Origin of the sequence: Pantoea sp. Ap-967, from assembly GCF_011752565.1 — a bacterium.
GTDB lineage: Bacteria > Pseudomonadota > Gammaproteobacteria > Pseudomonadales > Pseudomonadaceae > Aquipseudomonas.
Map to the genome: position 1 here is coordinate 69,667 of NZ_VWXK01000005.1, position 14,146 is coordinate 83,812.

At 64.3% G+C, this 14,146-nt stretch carries 12 protein-coding genes and 1 pseudogene; 4 read left to right on the forward strand and 9 right to left on the reverse strand.

The window, feature by feature from the left end:
• Nucleotides 1-2 precede the first annotated feature (2 nt).
• The 8 genes from F3J45_RS07300 to F3J45_RS07335 form a co-directional block, all read right to left on the reverse strand.
• Nucleotides 3-824: an IclR family transcriptional regulator gene (locus F3J45_RS07300; protein ID WP_167059558.1), complete on the reverse strand. Its 822-nt coding sequence runs from the start codon at nucleotides 822-824 to the stop codon at nucleotides 3-5.
• Complete coding sequence (locus F3J45_RS07305) at nucleotides 821-1,672, reverse strand: alpha/beta fold hydrolase (RefSeq protein WP_167059561.1); 852 nt, start codon at nucleotides 1,670-1,672, stop codon at nucleotides 821-823. The genes F3J45_RS07300 and F3J45_RS07305 overlap by 4 nt, the downstream gene beginning before the upstream one ends.
• 4 nt (nucleotides 1,673-1,676) lie before the next feature.
• The gene (locus F3J45_RS07310; RefSeq protein WP_167059564.1) at nucleotides 1,677-2,216 is read right to left on the reverse strand and encodes a cupin domain-containing protein; all 540 of its coding nucleotides are present in this window, start codon (nucleotides 2,214-2,216) and stop codon (nucleotides 1,677-1,679) included.
• A gap of 15 nt (nucleotides 2,217-2,231) precedes the next feature.
• A complete protein-coding gene (locus tag F3J45_RS07315; protein WP_167059567.1) occupies nucleotides 2,232-2,993 on the reverse strand; it encodes an SDR family oxidoreductase in 762 nt (253 codons plus the stop codon).
• On the reverse strand, nucleotides 2,993-3,769 hold the full coding sequence (locus tag F3J45_RS07320) for an ABC transporter permease (protein WP_167059570.1): 777 nt from the start codon (nucleotides 3,767-3,769) through the stop codon (nucleotides 2,993-2,995). Before F3J45_RS07320 ends, F3J45_RS07315 begins: the two co-directional genes overlap by 1 nt.
• Nucleotides 3,770-3,796: 27 nt before the next feature.
• Nucleotides 3,797-4,789: an ABC transporter substrate-binding protein gene (locus tag F3J45_RS07325; protein WP_167059573.1), complete on the reverse strand. Its 993-nt coding sequence runs from the start codon at nucleotides 4,787-4,789 to the stop codon at nucleotides 3,797-3,799.
• A 29-nt stretch (nucleotides 4,790-4,818) separates the two neighbouring features.
• Nucleotides 4,819-5,670, reverse strand: coding sequence for an ABC transporter ATP-binding protein (locus F3J45_RS07330; protein ID WP_167059576.1), 852 nt, complete (start codon nucleotides 5,668-5,670; stop codon nucleotides 4,819-4,821).
• 412 nt (nucleotides 5,671-6,082) lie between these two features.
• Complete coding sequence (locus F3J45_RS07335; protein WP_167059579.1) at nucleotides 6,083-6,958, reverse strand: DMT family transporter; 876 nt, start codon at nucleotides 6,956-6,958, stop codon at nucleotides 6,083-6,085.
• Nucleotides 6,959-7,157: 199 nt separating this feature from the next.
• On the opposite strand from F3J45_RS07335, the gene aceK reads away from it, so the two are divergent.
• On the forward strand, nucleotides 7,158-8,873 hold the full coding sequence (aceK, locus tag F3J45_RS07340; protein ID WP_167059582.1) for a bifunctional isocitrate dehydrogenase kinase/phosphatase: 1,716 nt from the start codon (nucleotides 7,158-7,160) through the stop codon (nucleotides 8,871-8,873).
• 105 nt (nucleotides 8,874-8,978) lie between these two features.
• Here aceK and F3J45_RS07345 read toward each other — a convergent pair whose 3' ends face one another.
• On the reverse strand, nucleotides 8,979-9,839 hold the full coding sequence (locus F3J45_RS07345; protein WP_167059585.1) for a DUF6279 family lipoprotein: 861 nt from the start codon (nucleotides 9,837-9,839) through the stop codon (nucleotides 8,979-8,981).
• Between the two features lie 179 nt (nucleotides 9,840-10,018).
• Here F3J45_RS07345 and F3J45_RS07350 point away from each other — a divergent pair, with 179 nt between their 5' ends.
• The 3 genes and pseudogenes from F3J45_RS07350 to F3J45_RS07360 all read left to right on the forward strand — a co-directional run bounded on the left by F3J45_RS07350 (nucleotide 10,019) and on the right by F3J45_RS07360 (nucleotide 14,145).
• Nucleotides 10,019-10,504: a sigma-70 family RNA polymerase sigma factor gene (locus tag F3J45_RS07350; protein WP_167060097.1), complete on the forward strand. Its 486-nt coding sequence runs from the start codon at nucleotides 10,019-10,021 to the stop codon at nucleotides 10,502-10,504.
• Nucleotides 10,501-11,082 (forward strand): annotated as a pseudogene (locus F3J45_RS30475) (FecR domain-containing protein); the annotation flags it as partial. The gene F3J45_RS07350 and the pseudogene F3J45_RS30475, both read left to right, overlap by 4 nt.
• Before the next feature lie 612 nt (nucleotides 11,083-11,694).
• Complete coding sequence (locus F3J45_RS07360) at nucleotides 11,695-14,145, forward strand: TonB-dependent receptor (protein WP_167059591.1); 2,451 nt, start codon at nucleotides 11,695-11,697, stop codon at nucleotides 14,143-14,145.
• The last annotated feature ends 1 nt before the right edge of the window (nucleotide 14,146 follow it).

Consider the following 14,146-nt stretch of genomic DNA (forward strand, 5'->3'; position numbering starts at 1 on the left):
GCTCAGTCTCTCATCAGCGCAGTGACCTGGCCGGCGCCGGGTCGGTAGTTGAGCAGCCGCGACAGCTCATCGGCGCTGGTGCGCACCTGGCCGAGCAGGCTGTCGAAATTGATATGGCCAACCTGGGCGGTGGGAATGGTCAGGCCCAGCGCGGCGCTGACCCGCCCGCTGGCGTCGCGCACCGGCGCGGCCAGGGTGGAAATGCTCGACTCGAAGAAGCCTTCGCCGTGCACGTAGCCGCGCAGGCGGTCGGCCTGCACCAGGTCGAACAGCTCCAGCACGGTTCTCGGCGTGCTGGGCGAGTGCCGTTCCAGGTGCTCCTCGGGGTACAGCTCGCGCAGTTCGGCCAGGCTCAGGTCGGCCAGCAGCACGCGCCCCAGCACCGTGGCATGGGCCGGCAGGCGGGTGCCGACGGTGACCGCGCTGGAGAACACCGACGGCGGCGACACCTTGGCCACGTAGACAATCGAGCGGCCGTCGCGCACCACCAGGTTGCTCGGGTAGTTCATGTGGTCGCACAGCCGCGCCAGGATCGGCTGGCCCAGCTCGGTGAGTTCCAGCGAGGCCAGGTACTCGAAGCCCAGGCGCAGCACCGACATGCCCAGGCGGTATTCGTTGCCGCTGCGGGTGACGAAGCCCATGGCTTCCAGGGTGCTCAGCAGGCGGAAGATGGTCGAGCGTGGCAGCCCCAGGCGGCGGGCCAACTCGGGGGCGGTAAGGGTGCGGTTCTGCCGGCTGAATTCGCACAGCAGCAACAGGCCGCGCTCAAGGCCGGGGACGGTATAGCGGTCCTGGTTGTCCTTCATGGCATCCGTATCGTTCATTGCACGCTACCTGTGAAAGAGGCGTCCAGTGCCCGGGCCAGGCGCCGGGTCACCGTTTCGGGTTGTTCGATGGCGCAGGCATGGCCGGCGCCGTGAATCAGTTGGAACGGCGCGGCAAACGCCTGGGCCAGGGCCCGGCAGTCGTCGGCCGTGGTTACCGTGTCGGCGCTGCCGCCATGTACCTGGCAGGTCACCTGCTGCTGGCGGTAGCGCAGCAGGTCATCGCCGCACAGCAGCTCGATGGCCTGGCGGTAGCCGGCCGGTGCCAGCCGCGCCATGTTCCAGCGCACCCAGGCCAGGGCACTGGCGCTGGCGGAGGCAGACACCAGGTGGGCGCTGCGGCTTTCGGCGAGGCCGGCAATGCCTTGGCTGTGCAGGTCGTGCAGGCGCTTGTCGCGCACCGCCTGGCCGTGTTCGGGCCGGGCGCCGTAGCCGCGTGCCGGGCTCAGCAACACCAGTTCACTGACCCGCTCGGGGTGGCGCTGGGCGAACGCGGCGGCGGTGAGTGCGCCGAGCGAATGGCCCACCAGCACGCAGCGCTGCACCTGCAGGGCATCGAGCAGGCTGGCCAGGCGCGCGGCATAGTCGCAGGCCTTTGGCTGGGCCATCGGCAGCGGCGCCGACTGGCCATAGCCCGGTGCATCCCAGGCGATTACCCGGGCCTGCTGGCACAGGCCCAAGGCCACGTGCAGCCAACTCGCCGCGCCCGAGCCGATGCCATGCAGCAGCACGATTGGCGCGCCGCTGCCGGCTTCGCGCAGCGCCTGCGGGCCATCGCCAAGCTGCAGCAGGCGTTCGCCGAACTGCCGCTGGAGCTGGCTGACATAGGTGTTGGTGAGCGTTGCCATGGGCTTACCCGCGCTTGATCGAGGCCAGCGGGTGGGCTGGCGGGTAGGTCGGGGTGACCGGCTTCTTGGCGCCGAGCATCACGCACATCAAGGCGTCTTCATCGCCGATGTTGATCTCTTCGCGGTACACCCCTGGCGGCACGGAAATCAGGTCGCGGTCGGTGAGGATGGTTTCGAAGCGCTCGCCGTCCTTCTCGATCACCACCTTGAGCTTGCCGCGCAGCACGAAGAACACTTCCTCGACGTCGGTGTGCAGGTGCGGCGGGCCTTCGTGGCCGGCGGGGATCACCATGGTGGAAAAGGTGAAGTGCTCGGAGGGGATGGTGTTCATGTCACTGTTCACGCCCGTGCCGCCGGTGCCCACGTAGCGCATCTGCGCGCGGCGGAACTTGGGGTCGTGATCGGCCTGGAACTTCAGCGCATCCCAGTCGTAGCGGCGGGTTTCATAGCGGGCGATGCGGGTTTGCATCCACGCGGCCAGGTCGGCGCCTGCGGGTTGTTCCCAGGTTTTCGGGGCTTGTTGGTCTACGGAAAGATCAGTCATGACAGTCTCCTTTGCTCAGGGCATGACGAACCCGCCGTTGACCGGCAGGGTTTGTCCAGTGATGAAGCGCGACAGGTCGGACAGGGCGAACAGCACGGCGCCGCTGACGTCGTCGGGCAGCTGTGGGCGCTGGATGGCCCGTTGCTCGATGTACAGGCGGTGGCGTGCCTCGGGCACATAGGCCGTGGCCTCGACTTGCACCAGCCCGGGTGCGATGGCGTTGATCGTGATGTTGTCGCCGCCCAGCTCGCGGGCCAGGCTGCGGGTCATGGCGATCAGCGCGCCCTTGCTGGCAACGTAGGCCAGCAGGTTCGGTGCGCCCCACAGCGGGGTGTCGGACGCCAGGTTGACGATGGCCCCGCGGCCGCTTTGGCGCAGTGCCGGGAGCGCGGCGCAGGTCATCAGCCAGGTGCCGCGCACGTTCACCTGCATCACCTGGTCCCAGGTTTCGATGTCCAGCTCTTCGCAGCGCTTGCCGCCGGAATTGGTGATCGAGGCGTTGTTGACCAGGCCGTCCAGGCCGCCCAGGCGCTCGACCGTGCGTTCCAGGCAGCGGGTGATCGAGGCCGGGTCAGCCAGGTCCAGGCTCACCCCGCTGACATCCAGGCCTTGGGCACTCAGCTCGCAGGCGGCCTGCTGCACGCGGCCGGCGAGGATGTCGGCGATCACCACCCGGGCACCGGCCTGGGCGATGGCTTGGGCGAAGGCATAGCCCAGGCCGCGGGCGCCGCCGGTGACCAGCACGCGGCGGCCTTGAAGAAGGTTGGGGTAGTTCATCAGGCATTACTCAGCATGGCTTTGGGGAGGTAGTGCAGCACGCGCTTTTCAGCCCACACCACGGCGCCGTAGGCCAGCACGCCAATCAGGGTGAGCAGGACGATGGCCACGAACACACCGGCGGTGTTGCCCTGGCCTTCGGCGTCCACCAGCAGGAAGCCCAGGCCCTGGTTGCCACCGACCAGTTCACCGACGGTGACCCCGATCACCGCCAGGGTGGAGGCGATGCGCAGGCCCGAGAACAGCGCGGCCATGGCCGAGGGGAATTCCACCAGGCGGAAGATTTGCCAGCGGCTGGCATTGAGGGTGCGCACCAGGTTGATCATGTCGGGGTCGACGGTGCGGATGGCCGACAGCACGTTGATCATCACCGGGAAGAACACGATCAGGATGGCGATGAGGATTTTCGGGTAGATGGTGTAGCCCAGCCACATCACGAACAGCGGGGCGAAGGCCACCTTGGGGGCGATCTGCAGGGCCAGGATGTAGGGCGAGAGCATGGCTTCGGCCGAGGGCGACAGGCCCAGGGCAACACCGATCGACACCCCCAGCAGGGCGCCGAGGGCGAAGCCGACGATGATCTCGAAGGCGGTGATCAGGGTGTGTTCGAGCAGGCTGCTGCCCTGCCACATCAGCACGCTTTCTTCGGCCACGCGGCTGAGCGGCGGCATCACGAACTCGGGCATGCCGAGCAGGCGCGGGCCCCATTGCCAGAGCAACAGGAACAACAGGAGCAGGGCAAGGCTGCCGAGCACGGAGGTGTTGAGGTTTTTCATCAGGCGCTTACCTTGGTTGCCGGGGCTTCATTTGGCCGCGGTCTGGGTGTCGATGAAGCGGTTGCTGTAGAGCTCGTCCAGTGGCGACTCGCGGGGCACGATGCCTTCGCTGACATAGAACTTGCGCACCGCGTCCAGGCGCGCCGGGTCGATACGCCCGGGCACCGGCTGGCCGGCGTAGACGTAGTCGACGTAGAGGCGCAGGGTTTTCTCCAGCGACGCTTCCTTGCCGGCGTAGGCCGGTACTGCACGGGCGAAGGTGGCGGCGGCGGCCTTGGGGTCGTCGACGATGTCCTTGAGCCCGCGCAGGGTGGCCTGGACCACGCCGCGTACAACCTCGGGGTGGTGCTCGATGGCATCGTCCGAGGCGAGAATCGCCTGGGCCATGCTTTCGAACACCTGCTCGCGGGGGATCAACTGGTACTGCAGCCCGGCGTCCTCGGCGTTGACCACCCAGTCCGGCACCCCGGCCATGGCCTCGGCCTTGCTGGCCGAGAACAGCTGCCACACGCCGGCGGGGCCGGCGGCCTGGATGTTGACGTCGTCCTTGTTCAGGCCGGCCTTGCGCAGCGAGGCGAGCAGGGCGTAGTAGGTGGTGTCGGAGTACGACATCACGGTCAGGGTCTTGCCCTTGAGGTCCTGAATGTTGTGGATGTTGGCGCGGGCGTTGGTGGCGATCATGGTGACCCCGCCGCCGCCGAGCACGGCCACGGTGCGCACCGGAATGCCGTTGGGGCGCACGATGATCGGCGTGTCGCCAATGGCGCCACCGACCAGGGCATTGCCGGCACCGATCTGCTTGGCCACGTCGACGCCACCCTTGGCGGCGATGAAGGTGAGGTCGAGGTCTTCGGCCTGGTAGTAGCCCTTTTCCTTGGCGATGATCCACGGCGCGAATGCCGGCAGGCTGGGTGGTGCCGGCAGCAGGTAGGTGACCTGGGTGGGGGCGGCCTGGGCCTGCAGCGCGAAGGCCAGGCCGACGGCGGCCAGGGCCAGGCGTTTGAGCGGTGTATTGAACATGCTGACTCCCGAGAGGTAGTGAACGTCGATCAATGCAGTTCGTGGTCGGCGCCGACGTGCAACAGGTCCATCAGGCGCCCGGCCAGCGGGCCGATTTCCGGCAGCTTGCGGCGCTCGAGGGGGTTGTCGCGGTGCGGCAGGTCGACCTCGATTTCCTCGATGATCGTGCCGGGGCGGGCGCTCATGACCAGCAGGCGGTCGGACAGGGCGATGGCTTCGACCAGGTCGTGGGTGATGAACAGCGCGGTTTTCTTTTCCTCGAACAACATGCGCGCCAGGTCCTGCTGGAGAATCATCTTGGTTTGCGCGTCCAGGGCCGAGAATGGCTCGTCGAGAAACAGCACTTGCGGGTCGATGGCCAGTGTGCGGGCAAGGGCTGCGCGCTGGCGCATGCCGCCGGACAGCTGGAACGGGTAGTGCTCGGCGAAGCCTTGCAGGTGGCAGCGGGCGAGCAGGTTGTCGGCAATCACCCGGCGCTGGGCGGCGGCCATGCCTTGGATTTCCAGGCCCAGTTCGACGTTGCGGCGGATGCTGCGCCAGGGCATCAGCAAGTCCTTTTGCAACATGAAGGCAACCTTGGGCACTGGGCCGTCGACCCGTTCGCCAGCGACCAGCACTTCACCTTCGCTTGGCCGGTACAGGCCCGACCCCATGTTCAGGATCGTGCTCTTGCCGCAGCCGGAGGGGCCGATGATCGACACCACTTCGCCCCGGCGGATCTGGAAGTTCACACCGCGAATGGCGAACGGTGCGTCGGCTTGGCCCTTGGCCGGGAAGGCCTTGCCGACGTTGCGAAACTCGATTTCGATGGGCGCCTGGGCATCGCAAGGGCGAGGCGTACTCCATTGAGGGGCGATTGCGTACATCTCTTTCACAGCCATGGGATCAACTCGCTGGTCTGTTTTATAGGTGATACGCCGTTTAGTGCATGAACAATGCCAGGTGGAATATTTCCTTCATTTAATTAAAAAGTTGTTAGTTATTAGTTAGTTGCAGAACAAGGTCGAAATTCGTCTTGTTTTATATATGAAACAAGGTTTTCTATATGGCACGGAAATGCCCATTCGCGGCGCAGCGGAGTGGGCCGTGCGAGGTAAGAGGGCAGTTTCGGGTAACGCGGATGGGGTGGCGGTTTCATAGGTGAAACCGTGCGGAGGGCTTGCACTGAACTCTGTGGGAGCGGGCTTGTGGGAGCGGGCTTGCCCGCGAAGAAGGCACCACGGTGCATGGCACGGGCTTCGCCCGTGTTCGCGGGGCAAGCCCGCTCCTACAAGGCCAATACAGGCCTCGGGTTTAACTCCGCGCCGGGCGCAGCACCAGCCACAGCGCCACGCCAATCAGCAGGCCGCCATACAGGTGCGCCATCGACAGCGGCTCGCCCAGCAGCCACGCCCCCCACAGCACGCCGAACGCAGGAATCAGAAAAGTCACGGTGCTGGCCTTGACCGGGCCGATTTCGGCCAGCAGGCGGAAGTACAGGATGTAGGCAAACGCCGTGCACAGCAGGCCAAGGCCCAGCAACGACAGCCACACCTGCCAGCCGCCCCAGCTCGCCGGTGGCTGGGTGAGGGCGCTCCAGGCGAACAGCGGGGTCAGCATCAAGGTGGCGCCGAGCATGCTGCCCAGGGCCGACAGGCGGCTGTCCAGGCCGCTGATCCAGCGCCGGGCGAGAAAGCCTGCGAAGCCGTAGCAGGTGGTGGCGGCAAGGCAGGCCAGGGCGCCTTGCACCAGGGCCATGTCCAGCGCCACCGGGCCTGCACCGCTGAGAATGCCGACACCGAACAGCCCCAGGAAAATGCCACCGAGCTTGGGCAGGGTCATGCGCTCGTGGAAGCACAGGGCGCCGATCAGCACGCCCATCAGCGGTGTGGTGGCGTTGAAGATGGCCGAGTAGCCGGCGGGCAGCACTTGCGCAGCCACGGAGTAGAAGGTGGCGGGGATGCCCGAGTTGATCATGCCCAGCACCAGGCAGGCGCCGAGCTTGCCGTCGAATTGCCAGCGCACGCGGGTGGCGGCGAGGATGGCGACCAGCCCCAGGCAGGCGATGGACACGCGAAAGAAGGCGGTGGGGACGGTGCCCAGCTCCGGGGCGATGATGCGCATGAACAGAAAGCTCGCCCCCCAGACAGCGGCGAGGGTCAGCAGGCGGGCTAGGGCGATGGGGCTCACAACGGTCTCCGGGTAGGGGGCAGGGGGCGAGTGTACGTGACTGGCCTGGGTGATTCTTGTGCTTTCTTGCGGTGGAAACCTGTGCCGGCCTCTTCGCGGGGCAAGCCCGCTCCTACAGGGCGGTGTAGGAGCGGGCTTGCCCCGCGAAAGGGCCGGCACAGGCTAATCTCATAAGCTCACCCAGCCCGAGGTCCACCGCATGCCCCAGCCCTGGCCCGCCGCCGACATTGCCCGGACAATCCTCGACGGCTTCGACAACTACCGCGAGCACTTCCAGCAAATCACCCTGGGCGCCCGCGAGCGCTTCGAGCAGGCGCGTTGGCAGGACATCCAGCGCGCCTCTGCCGCACGTATCAACCTGTATGAAGAGAAGGTGGCCGAGGTCAATGGCTGGCTGCGTCAGGCGTTCCCCTGCGACGTGCTGCTGGACGTGGAGCAATGGCCGTTGGTGAAGAATGCCTATATCCGCCTGATCGACCCGCGCCTGGACGATGAACTGGCGGAAACCTGGTACAACTCGCTGTTCTGCAGCCTGTTCAGCCACGACCAGATCAGTGACGGCTGCATGTTCATCCACACCACTCGCCCCTCGATCCGCACCCACGAGCGCGCCGCGCAAACCCGCACCTATACCCTGGGCGCCGGCCTTAAGGCCCTGCTGCGGGCGATTTTCGCCGATTACCCGTTCGACACTCCTTACGGCGACCTGGAGGGCGACCTGGCCCGGCTGGAAGAGCAGCTGCGCGAATGCCTGCCCGACTGGGTGTGCAAGGACCCGGCCCTGGCCGTGGAGCTGTTCGTGCCGGTGCTGTACCGCAACAAGGGCGCCTACCTGGTGGGGCGCCTGTACAACAGCGATGAGCAGTGGCCGCTGGTGATCGCCCTGCTGCACCGCGAAGGCCACGGCATCGAGGCCGATGCGTTGATCACCGACGAGGCGCAGGTGTCGGTGATCTTCTCCTTCACCCGCTCCTACTTCATGGCAGATGTGCCGGTGCCAGCGGAGTTCGTCAACTTCCTCAAGCGCATTCTGCCGGGCAAGCACATTGCCGAGCTGTACACCTCGATTGGCTTCTATAAGCAGGGCAAGTCAGAGTTCTACCGCGCCTTGATCAACCACCTGGCCAACAGTGACGACCGTTTCGTGATGGCCCCGGGGGTGCGCGGCATGGTCATGAGCGTGTTCACCCTGCCGGGCTTCAACACGGTGTTCAAGATCATCAAGGACCGTTTCTCCCCGTCCAAGACCGTTGACCGCGCCACGGTGATCGACAAGTACCGGCTGGTAAAGAGCGTCGACCGGGTGGGGCGCATGGCCGATACCCAGGAGTTCGCCGATTTCCGCTTTCCGCGCAGCAAGTTCGAGCCGCAGTGCCTGGCCGAGCTACTGGAGGTGGCGCCTTCCACCGTGGCCCTGGAGGGCGACACGGTGCTGGTCCGCCATTGCTGGACCGAACGGCGCATGACCCCGCTCAACCTGTACCTGGAGCACGCCAGCGAAGGGCAGGTGCTGGAGGCGCTGGAGGATTACGGGCTGGCGATCAAGCAGCTGGCGGCGGCGAATATCTTTCCCGGGGACATGCTGCTCAAGAACTTCGGCGTCACCCGGCATGGGCGGGTGGTGTTCTATGACTACGACGAGATCAGTTACCTCACCGAGGTGAACTTCCGCCACATCCCGCCGCCGCGCTACCCGGAGGATGAGATGTCGGGCGAGCCCTGGTATTCGATTGGGCCGCATGATGTGTTTCCCGAGGAGTTTCCGCCGTTCCTGTTTGCCGATATCGGCCAGCGCCGGTTGTTTAGCCGGCTGCATGGGGATTTGTATGATGCCGATTATTGGAAGGGGCTGCAGGGGGCGATTCGGGAGGGGAAGGTGATCGATGTATTTCCGTATCGGCGCAAGGGGCGGTGATTGAGGTTTTCCAGGCCCGGCCTCTTCGCGGGGCAAGCCCGCTCCTACAAATTTTGGCACACCTTGTAGGAGCGGGCTTGCCCCGCGAAGAGGCCAGGCCTGCCCTCAACCTTTCAAACACTTCATTTCGCTGAAATCACTCCGCACCTTGCTCAGCCGGTCCTGCAGAAACTGCCGCTGCGCCGGGCTGCTCAAGTGCACCAGGTCCACCAGTAAACTGCGCGCCTGCTGCTCGGTATTCTGAAACGCCTGCCGGTACTCCGGCGTCCACAGGCTCTCCTTGCGCTGCAACAAGGTGGCCAGGCGCGGCTCGAAACTGGCGTCGTCACGCTGGTTCATGGCCAGCATCAGCTGTTGCTGCCAGTGCTGGCGATTGGCGATCCACTGGCGGTTCTGGTCACCCAGCGCCTGGGACCAGTTCAGCACGCGCAGGCGCTGGGCCGCGTTGAGGTCGCCGAACCAGGCGTTCAGGCGCTTCTGCATGCGTGCGGCACGGCTGTTGATCTGCTTGGGCAGGGGCGTGTCGACATATTCCTTCTGGCGTTCGCTGATGTCGTCGCGAAACGCCTGCTGCATCTCGGCCACCTGCTGGTCGCTCATGCCACGCAGCAACTCGGTGGCCGATGGGGTGATTTCCTCGGCCACCCGGCCGATTGCCTGGCGCGCCTCGACGGTACGTTGTTGCAGGGCCTGGTCGGTCACTTGGTCCTCGGCAACCATGTCGCGCACCCGGTCGAGCCAATCGAGGTAGCCGGGCAACTGGGTTTTGCAGTGCCAGGCCAGGTGTTCTTTCAACCGTTCGTCGAGCAGGTTCTTCTGCTCACGGTTCATCGCCAGGTAGTCCCCCAGCGACCACGGCACCAGGCGGTCGAGGTTGCGGTAGGCCAGGTCGATGCGGCTGCAGGCAGCCAGGGCCAGGGCAAAACCGAGGGCGGTGAGCAGGGCTTTGAACAGGCGAGTGGGCATGTGCTGATCCTTGCAGTGGCGGCCAATCGGTAGACGTAAGGGTAGCTGCACGGTTCCCTTGCATCGCGTTGATGGCAGTTTCAATCCCTCGGCAATCTCACTACTATTGCGACTAATTCTTATCTGCATCGAACAAGGATGATCGCGTGTACAAGGTTCCGCCCGCGCCGCACGATGACATGCACTGCCTGTACCGCGACCACAGTGGCTGGTTGCAGGGCTGGTTGCGGCGCCGCCTGGGGGACCGGGAACGAGCGGCGGACCTGACCCATGACACCTTCGTGCGGCTGATCGCCAGCACGGTTGCCCACCCGCTGCGCGAACCGCGTAATTTCCTGGCGACCGTGGCCAGGCGGGTCATGGTCGATCATTTGCGCAGGCGTTCGCTGGAGCAGGCCTATCTACAGGCGTTGGCGCTTGAGCCGGAGCTGCTGGAGATCTCCCCCGAAGAGCGGGCCGTGCTGCTGGAAACGCTGCTGCAGCTCGATACCATGCTCGATGGCCTGAACCACAAGGTGCGCCAGGCCTTGTTCCTGTCCCACCTCGAAGGCTTGAGCTATGCCGAAATTGGCGAGCGTTTGGGGGTGTCGGTGAGTTCGGTGACCAAGTACATCGCCAAGGCCACCGAACAGTGCCTGCTGTTCGCCCTGGACGCGCAGCTGTGACGCCGGCGCAACAACGCCAGGCGTTGCGCGACGCGGCGCAGTGGCATGCGCGGCTGAGCGCCGGTGAGGATACCCAAGCAACCCACCAGCATTGGCTGGCCTGGTACGAAGGCGCGCCCGTTCATCAGTGGGCCTGGCAGCGGCTGCAGGCGTTTCATGCCGAGTTGCGCAGCGTGCCGGCGAGCGTGGCCCAACGCACCTTGGCCACGGCGCCCGTGCTGGCAGGGCGGCGCACCGTGCTCAAGGGGTTGGTGCTGGGCATGGGGCTGTCCGGCCTGGCCTGGACGGGCTACCGGCAAACGCCGTTGTGGCTGGCGGATGTGCGCACCGGCACCGGGGAGCGGCGGATGTTGCAGTTGGAGGATGGCACGCGGCTTATCTTGAACACAGCCAGCGCCGTGGACATCCGCTATGACCGCCAGCAGCGGCTGATCATCCTGCGCGCCGGTGAAATCATGCTGACCACCGGCAAGGACCCTCGCCCACTGAGCGTGCGCAGCCAGCAGGGCGAGATGCAGGCGCTGGGTACGCGCTTTGCCGTGCGCCAGCTGCAGGGGCAAACCGAACTGGATGTGCTGGAACATGCCGTGGCCGTGCGCAACCGCGCCGATGCCCAGCCGCTGCGGGTGGAGGCGGGCATGAGCCTGCGTTTCGGCCCGGGGCCGCTGCCTGCGCCGCAGGCGCTCGACGTCAACCGCAGCGAATGGGTCAATGGCCGGTTGGTGATCGACAACTGGCCGTTGGCCCAGGTGCTGGAGGAGTTGCAGCGCTACCGCCCAGGCTTCATCGAGTGCGCCAGCGACGTTGCGCAGTTGCGGCTATCGGGTGCCTTCCCTCTGGATGACACCACGCGTGCGCTGGATGCCATCGCCCAGGCGTTGCCGGTACGCATCGAAACCCGCACGCGCTTCTGGGTACGGGTGCGGCCACTGAGCTGACCTCCCGTCCACCCCGTCCCAGCCGCACTGCCATCCTTTGTAGGAGCGGGCTTGCCCCGCGAACACCGGCGAAGCCGGTGCCACGTACCGCGGTGCTTGCTTCGCGGGTCAAGCCCGCTCCTACAGGGCTCTCCGTTAGACCAGAGTCAAGTGCCGGTGCTGTAAAAATATTTCTCGTTTGCATTGTCGGTTTCGCGCGCTCACCCGACCCCTCCTGCAAACCGCCACTAACGGCCATTGAAGGAGCCCCCCATGCAGCGCCGCGTTACATCCCACGCCTACCCCAGAAAACCCCTTGTCGTTGCCATGTTCAGCGCCGCGTTGCTGCTCCAGGCCGGTTTCGTCCAACCGTTGGGCAGCGCAGGCCAGGCCAGCGCCGCAGAGGCCACCCGCAGCTACGCCATTGCCGCCGGCCCACTGGGCGCCGTACTCAGCCGCTTTGCCAGCGAGGCGGGGGTGGTGCTGTCGTTCGATGCGGGGCTGACCCAGGGCAAGCAGAGCTCGGGTTTGCAAGGCGTGTACAGCGTGCAACAGGGCTTTGCCAGGTTGCTGGCAGGCAGTGAATTGCAGGTGATGGTTGCCGGGAATGGCAACTATGTACTGCTGCCGCGTTCGACGGATGGTGCCCTCGAGTTGGGGGCCACCAGTATCAATGCTACCGGGCTGGGGGCCACCACGGAGGGGACGGGGTCTTATACGACAGGGGTGACCAGCACGGCGACGAAGATGAATCTATCGATTCGCGAGACGCCGCAAACCATCAGCGTGGTGACTCGGCAGCGGATGGATGATCAGCAACTCAACAGCGTGACCCAGGTATTGAACCAGACGCCTGGCATCACGATGTCCCAGGATGGCGGGCTGCGTTACAACATTTATTCCCGTGGAAGTGCCATTAACACCTATCAGCTCGATGGTGTTACCACGACTCAGGAAAACCAGACACGCAACATGCCCAGCACGTTGTTGGACATGACGCTGTACGACCGCGTCGAAGTCGTTCGTGGTGCGACGGGGTTGATGACCGGCGCAGGTGAGCCCGGCGGTGTAGTGAACCTCATTCGAAAACGACCCACACGGTCATTCCAGTCCCATGTTCAAGGCACTGTAGGGGCCTGGGACTATTACCGCGGCGAAGCGGACGTCGCTGGCCCCTTGGTTGAAAGTGGCAACCTGCGAGGCCGATTAGTGGCGGCGAAGCAAAAGAATGGCAGTTTTCGGGATTGGTACAAGGAAGACAAAGATATTCTCTATGGCGTCCTCGAAGCCGACCTGAGTGATGACACGCTGGTGCGCGCAGGTGTTGATTACCAGAAATTCAAGGGAACGGGCTCGCCCGGCGTGCCGTTGATGTTCACCAATGGTAAGCAAACTCACTTTTCGCGCGCTACCAGTTCTGGCGCACGGTGGATGTACGATGAACTGGAAACCACCAATTACTTCATGGCCGTTGAGCACCGCTTTGCCAACGACTGGCAACTGAGCCTGGCTGCCAACTACATGAACTCAGACCGTGATAACTATAACGGCTCCTACCAGACGTCGACTGGGCGTGCCTGGCTCAATGAGGCGACCGGTGAAGCGCGGATGCTTCGTTATAACGCCCAGGCCGACCAAACCCAGCGTGGTGCGGATATCACGCTGCAAGGGCCTTTCTCGTTGTTGGGCCGCACCCATCAATTCATTACCGGCTTCAATTACCAGGACTACAGGAACGACCACACCGGCTACGATGTCGGGATCAGTTTCGTCAACTTCTACAACTGGGACAACTACCTGGCGCGCCCGGGCAATACAGGGGCAGTGGGGGAAATTCTCAACATTGAAAGCCGCCAACGTGGCACCTATGCGGCCTTCAAATTCAACCTGATGGATGACCTGAACGTGATCGTTGGTGCTCGCGCATCGGACTACGACTATGACTATGTCTACCAGAGCCCGCCCAGTGATCCGCAGTACACCAGCATGCACGAACGTGGCGAAGTCACGCCCTATGCAGGCATCACCTATGACCTGACACCTGAGCAGTCGGTTTATGTCAGCTACACGGATATCTTCAAGCCACAATCCAGCCGTGATCGCGGCGGCTCAGTGATCGGCCCCGTTGTCGGCAGCAATTATGAAGTGGGCTGGAAGGGGGAGTTCTACTCAGGTCGGTTGAATGCCAGCACGGCATTGTTCCTGGTCAAACGTGACAACTTGGCCGTGGTAGACGGTGATGCGATTGTCGAAGGCACGTTGGACGAGCAAGCCTACAAGGCCGCCAAGGGCACCGAAACCAAAGGGATCGACATGGAAGTGTCGGGTGAAGTGCTGCCAGGCTGGCAGATAATGGCCGGATACAGCCATGCCCGTACCGAGGATGCAGAGGGTGAGCGGCAATTAACCCAGCTATCGATGGATACCTTCAGGTTCTGGAATACCTACCGCTTCCAAGGCGATCTGAACAAGCTCACGGTAGGCGCAGGCGTTTCCTGGAATTCGGGTATCTCCCTTTATTACAGCAGCCTGAAAGCACGGGCCACCCAGGACGACTACTGGGTCGCCAACCTCATGGCACGTTATCAGCTGACTGAAAAGTTGGCAGCCACGGTCAACCTGAACAACATCCTCGACGAGAAGTATTATTCGGGCATAGGGGGCAGCGTTGGGCACTACGGTGATCCTCGCAATGCCTCGCTCAGCGTGCGCTACGACTTCTGAA

Excerpts from the sequence above, each read along its gene's own strand:
- F3J45_RS07300 (WP_167059558.1), bottom strand. The coding sequence starts at position 824 with ATGAACGATACGGATGCCATGAAGGACAACCAGGACCGCTATACCGTC.
- F3J45_RS07305 (WP_167059561.1), bottom strand. The coding sequence starts at position 1,672 with ATGGCAACGCTCACCAACACCTATGTCAGCCAGCTCCAGCGGCAGTTC.
- F3J45_RS07310 (WP_167059564.1), bottom strand. The coding sequence starts at position 2,216 with ATGACTGATCTTTCCGTAGACCAACAAGCCCCGAAAACCTGGGAACAA.
- F3J45_RS07315 (WP_167059567.1), bottom strand. The coding sequence starts at position 2,993 with ATGAACTACCCCAACCTTCTTCAAGGCCGCCGCGTGCTGGTCACCGGC.
- F3J45_RS07320 (WP_167059570.1), bottom strand. The coding sequence starts at position 3,769 with ATGAAAAACCTCAACACCTCCGTGCTCGGCAGCCTTGCCCTGCTCCTG.
- F3J45_RS07325 (WP_167059573.1), bottom strand. The coding sequence starts at position 4,789 with ATGTTCAATACACCGCTCAAACGCCTGGCCCTGGCCGCCGTCGGCCTG.
- F3J45_RS07330 (WP_167059576.1), bottom strand. The coding sequence starts at position 5,670 with ATGGCTGTGAAAGAGATGTACGCAATCGCCCCTCAATGGAGTACGCCT.
- aceK (WP_167059582.1), top strand. The coding sequence starts at position 7,158 with ATGCCCCAGCCCTGGCCCGCCGCCGACATTGCCCGGACAATCCTCGAC.
- F3J45_RS07345 (WP_167059585.1), bottom strand. The coding sequence starts at position 9,839 with ATGCCCACTCGCCTGTTCAAAGCCCTGCTCACCGCCCTCGGTTTTGCC.
- F3J45_RS07350 (WP_167060097.1), top strand. The coding sequence starts at position 10,019 with ATGCACTGCCTGTACCGCGACCACAGTGGCTGGTTGCAGGGCTGGTTG.
- F3J45_RS07360 (WP_167059591.1), top strand. The coding sequence starts at position 11,695 with ATGCAGCGCCGCGTTACATCCCACGCCTACCCCAGAAAACCCCTTGTC.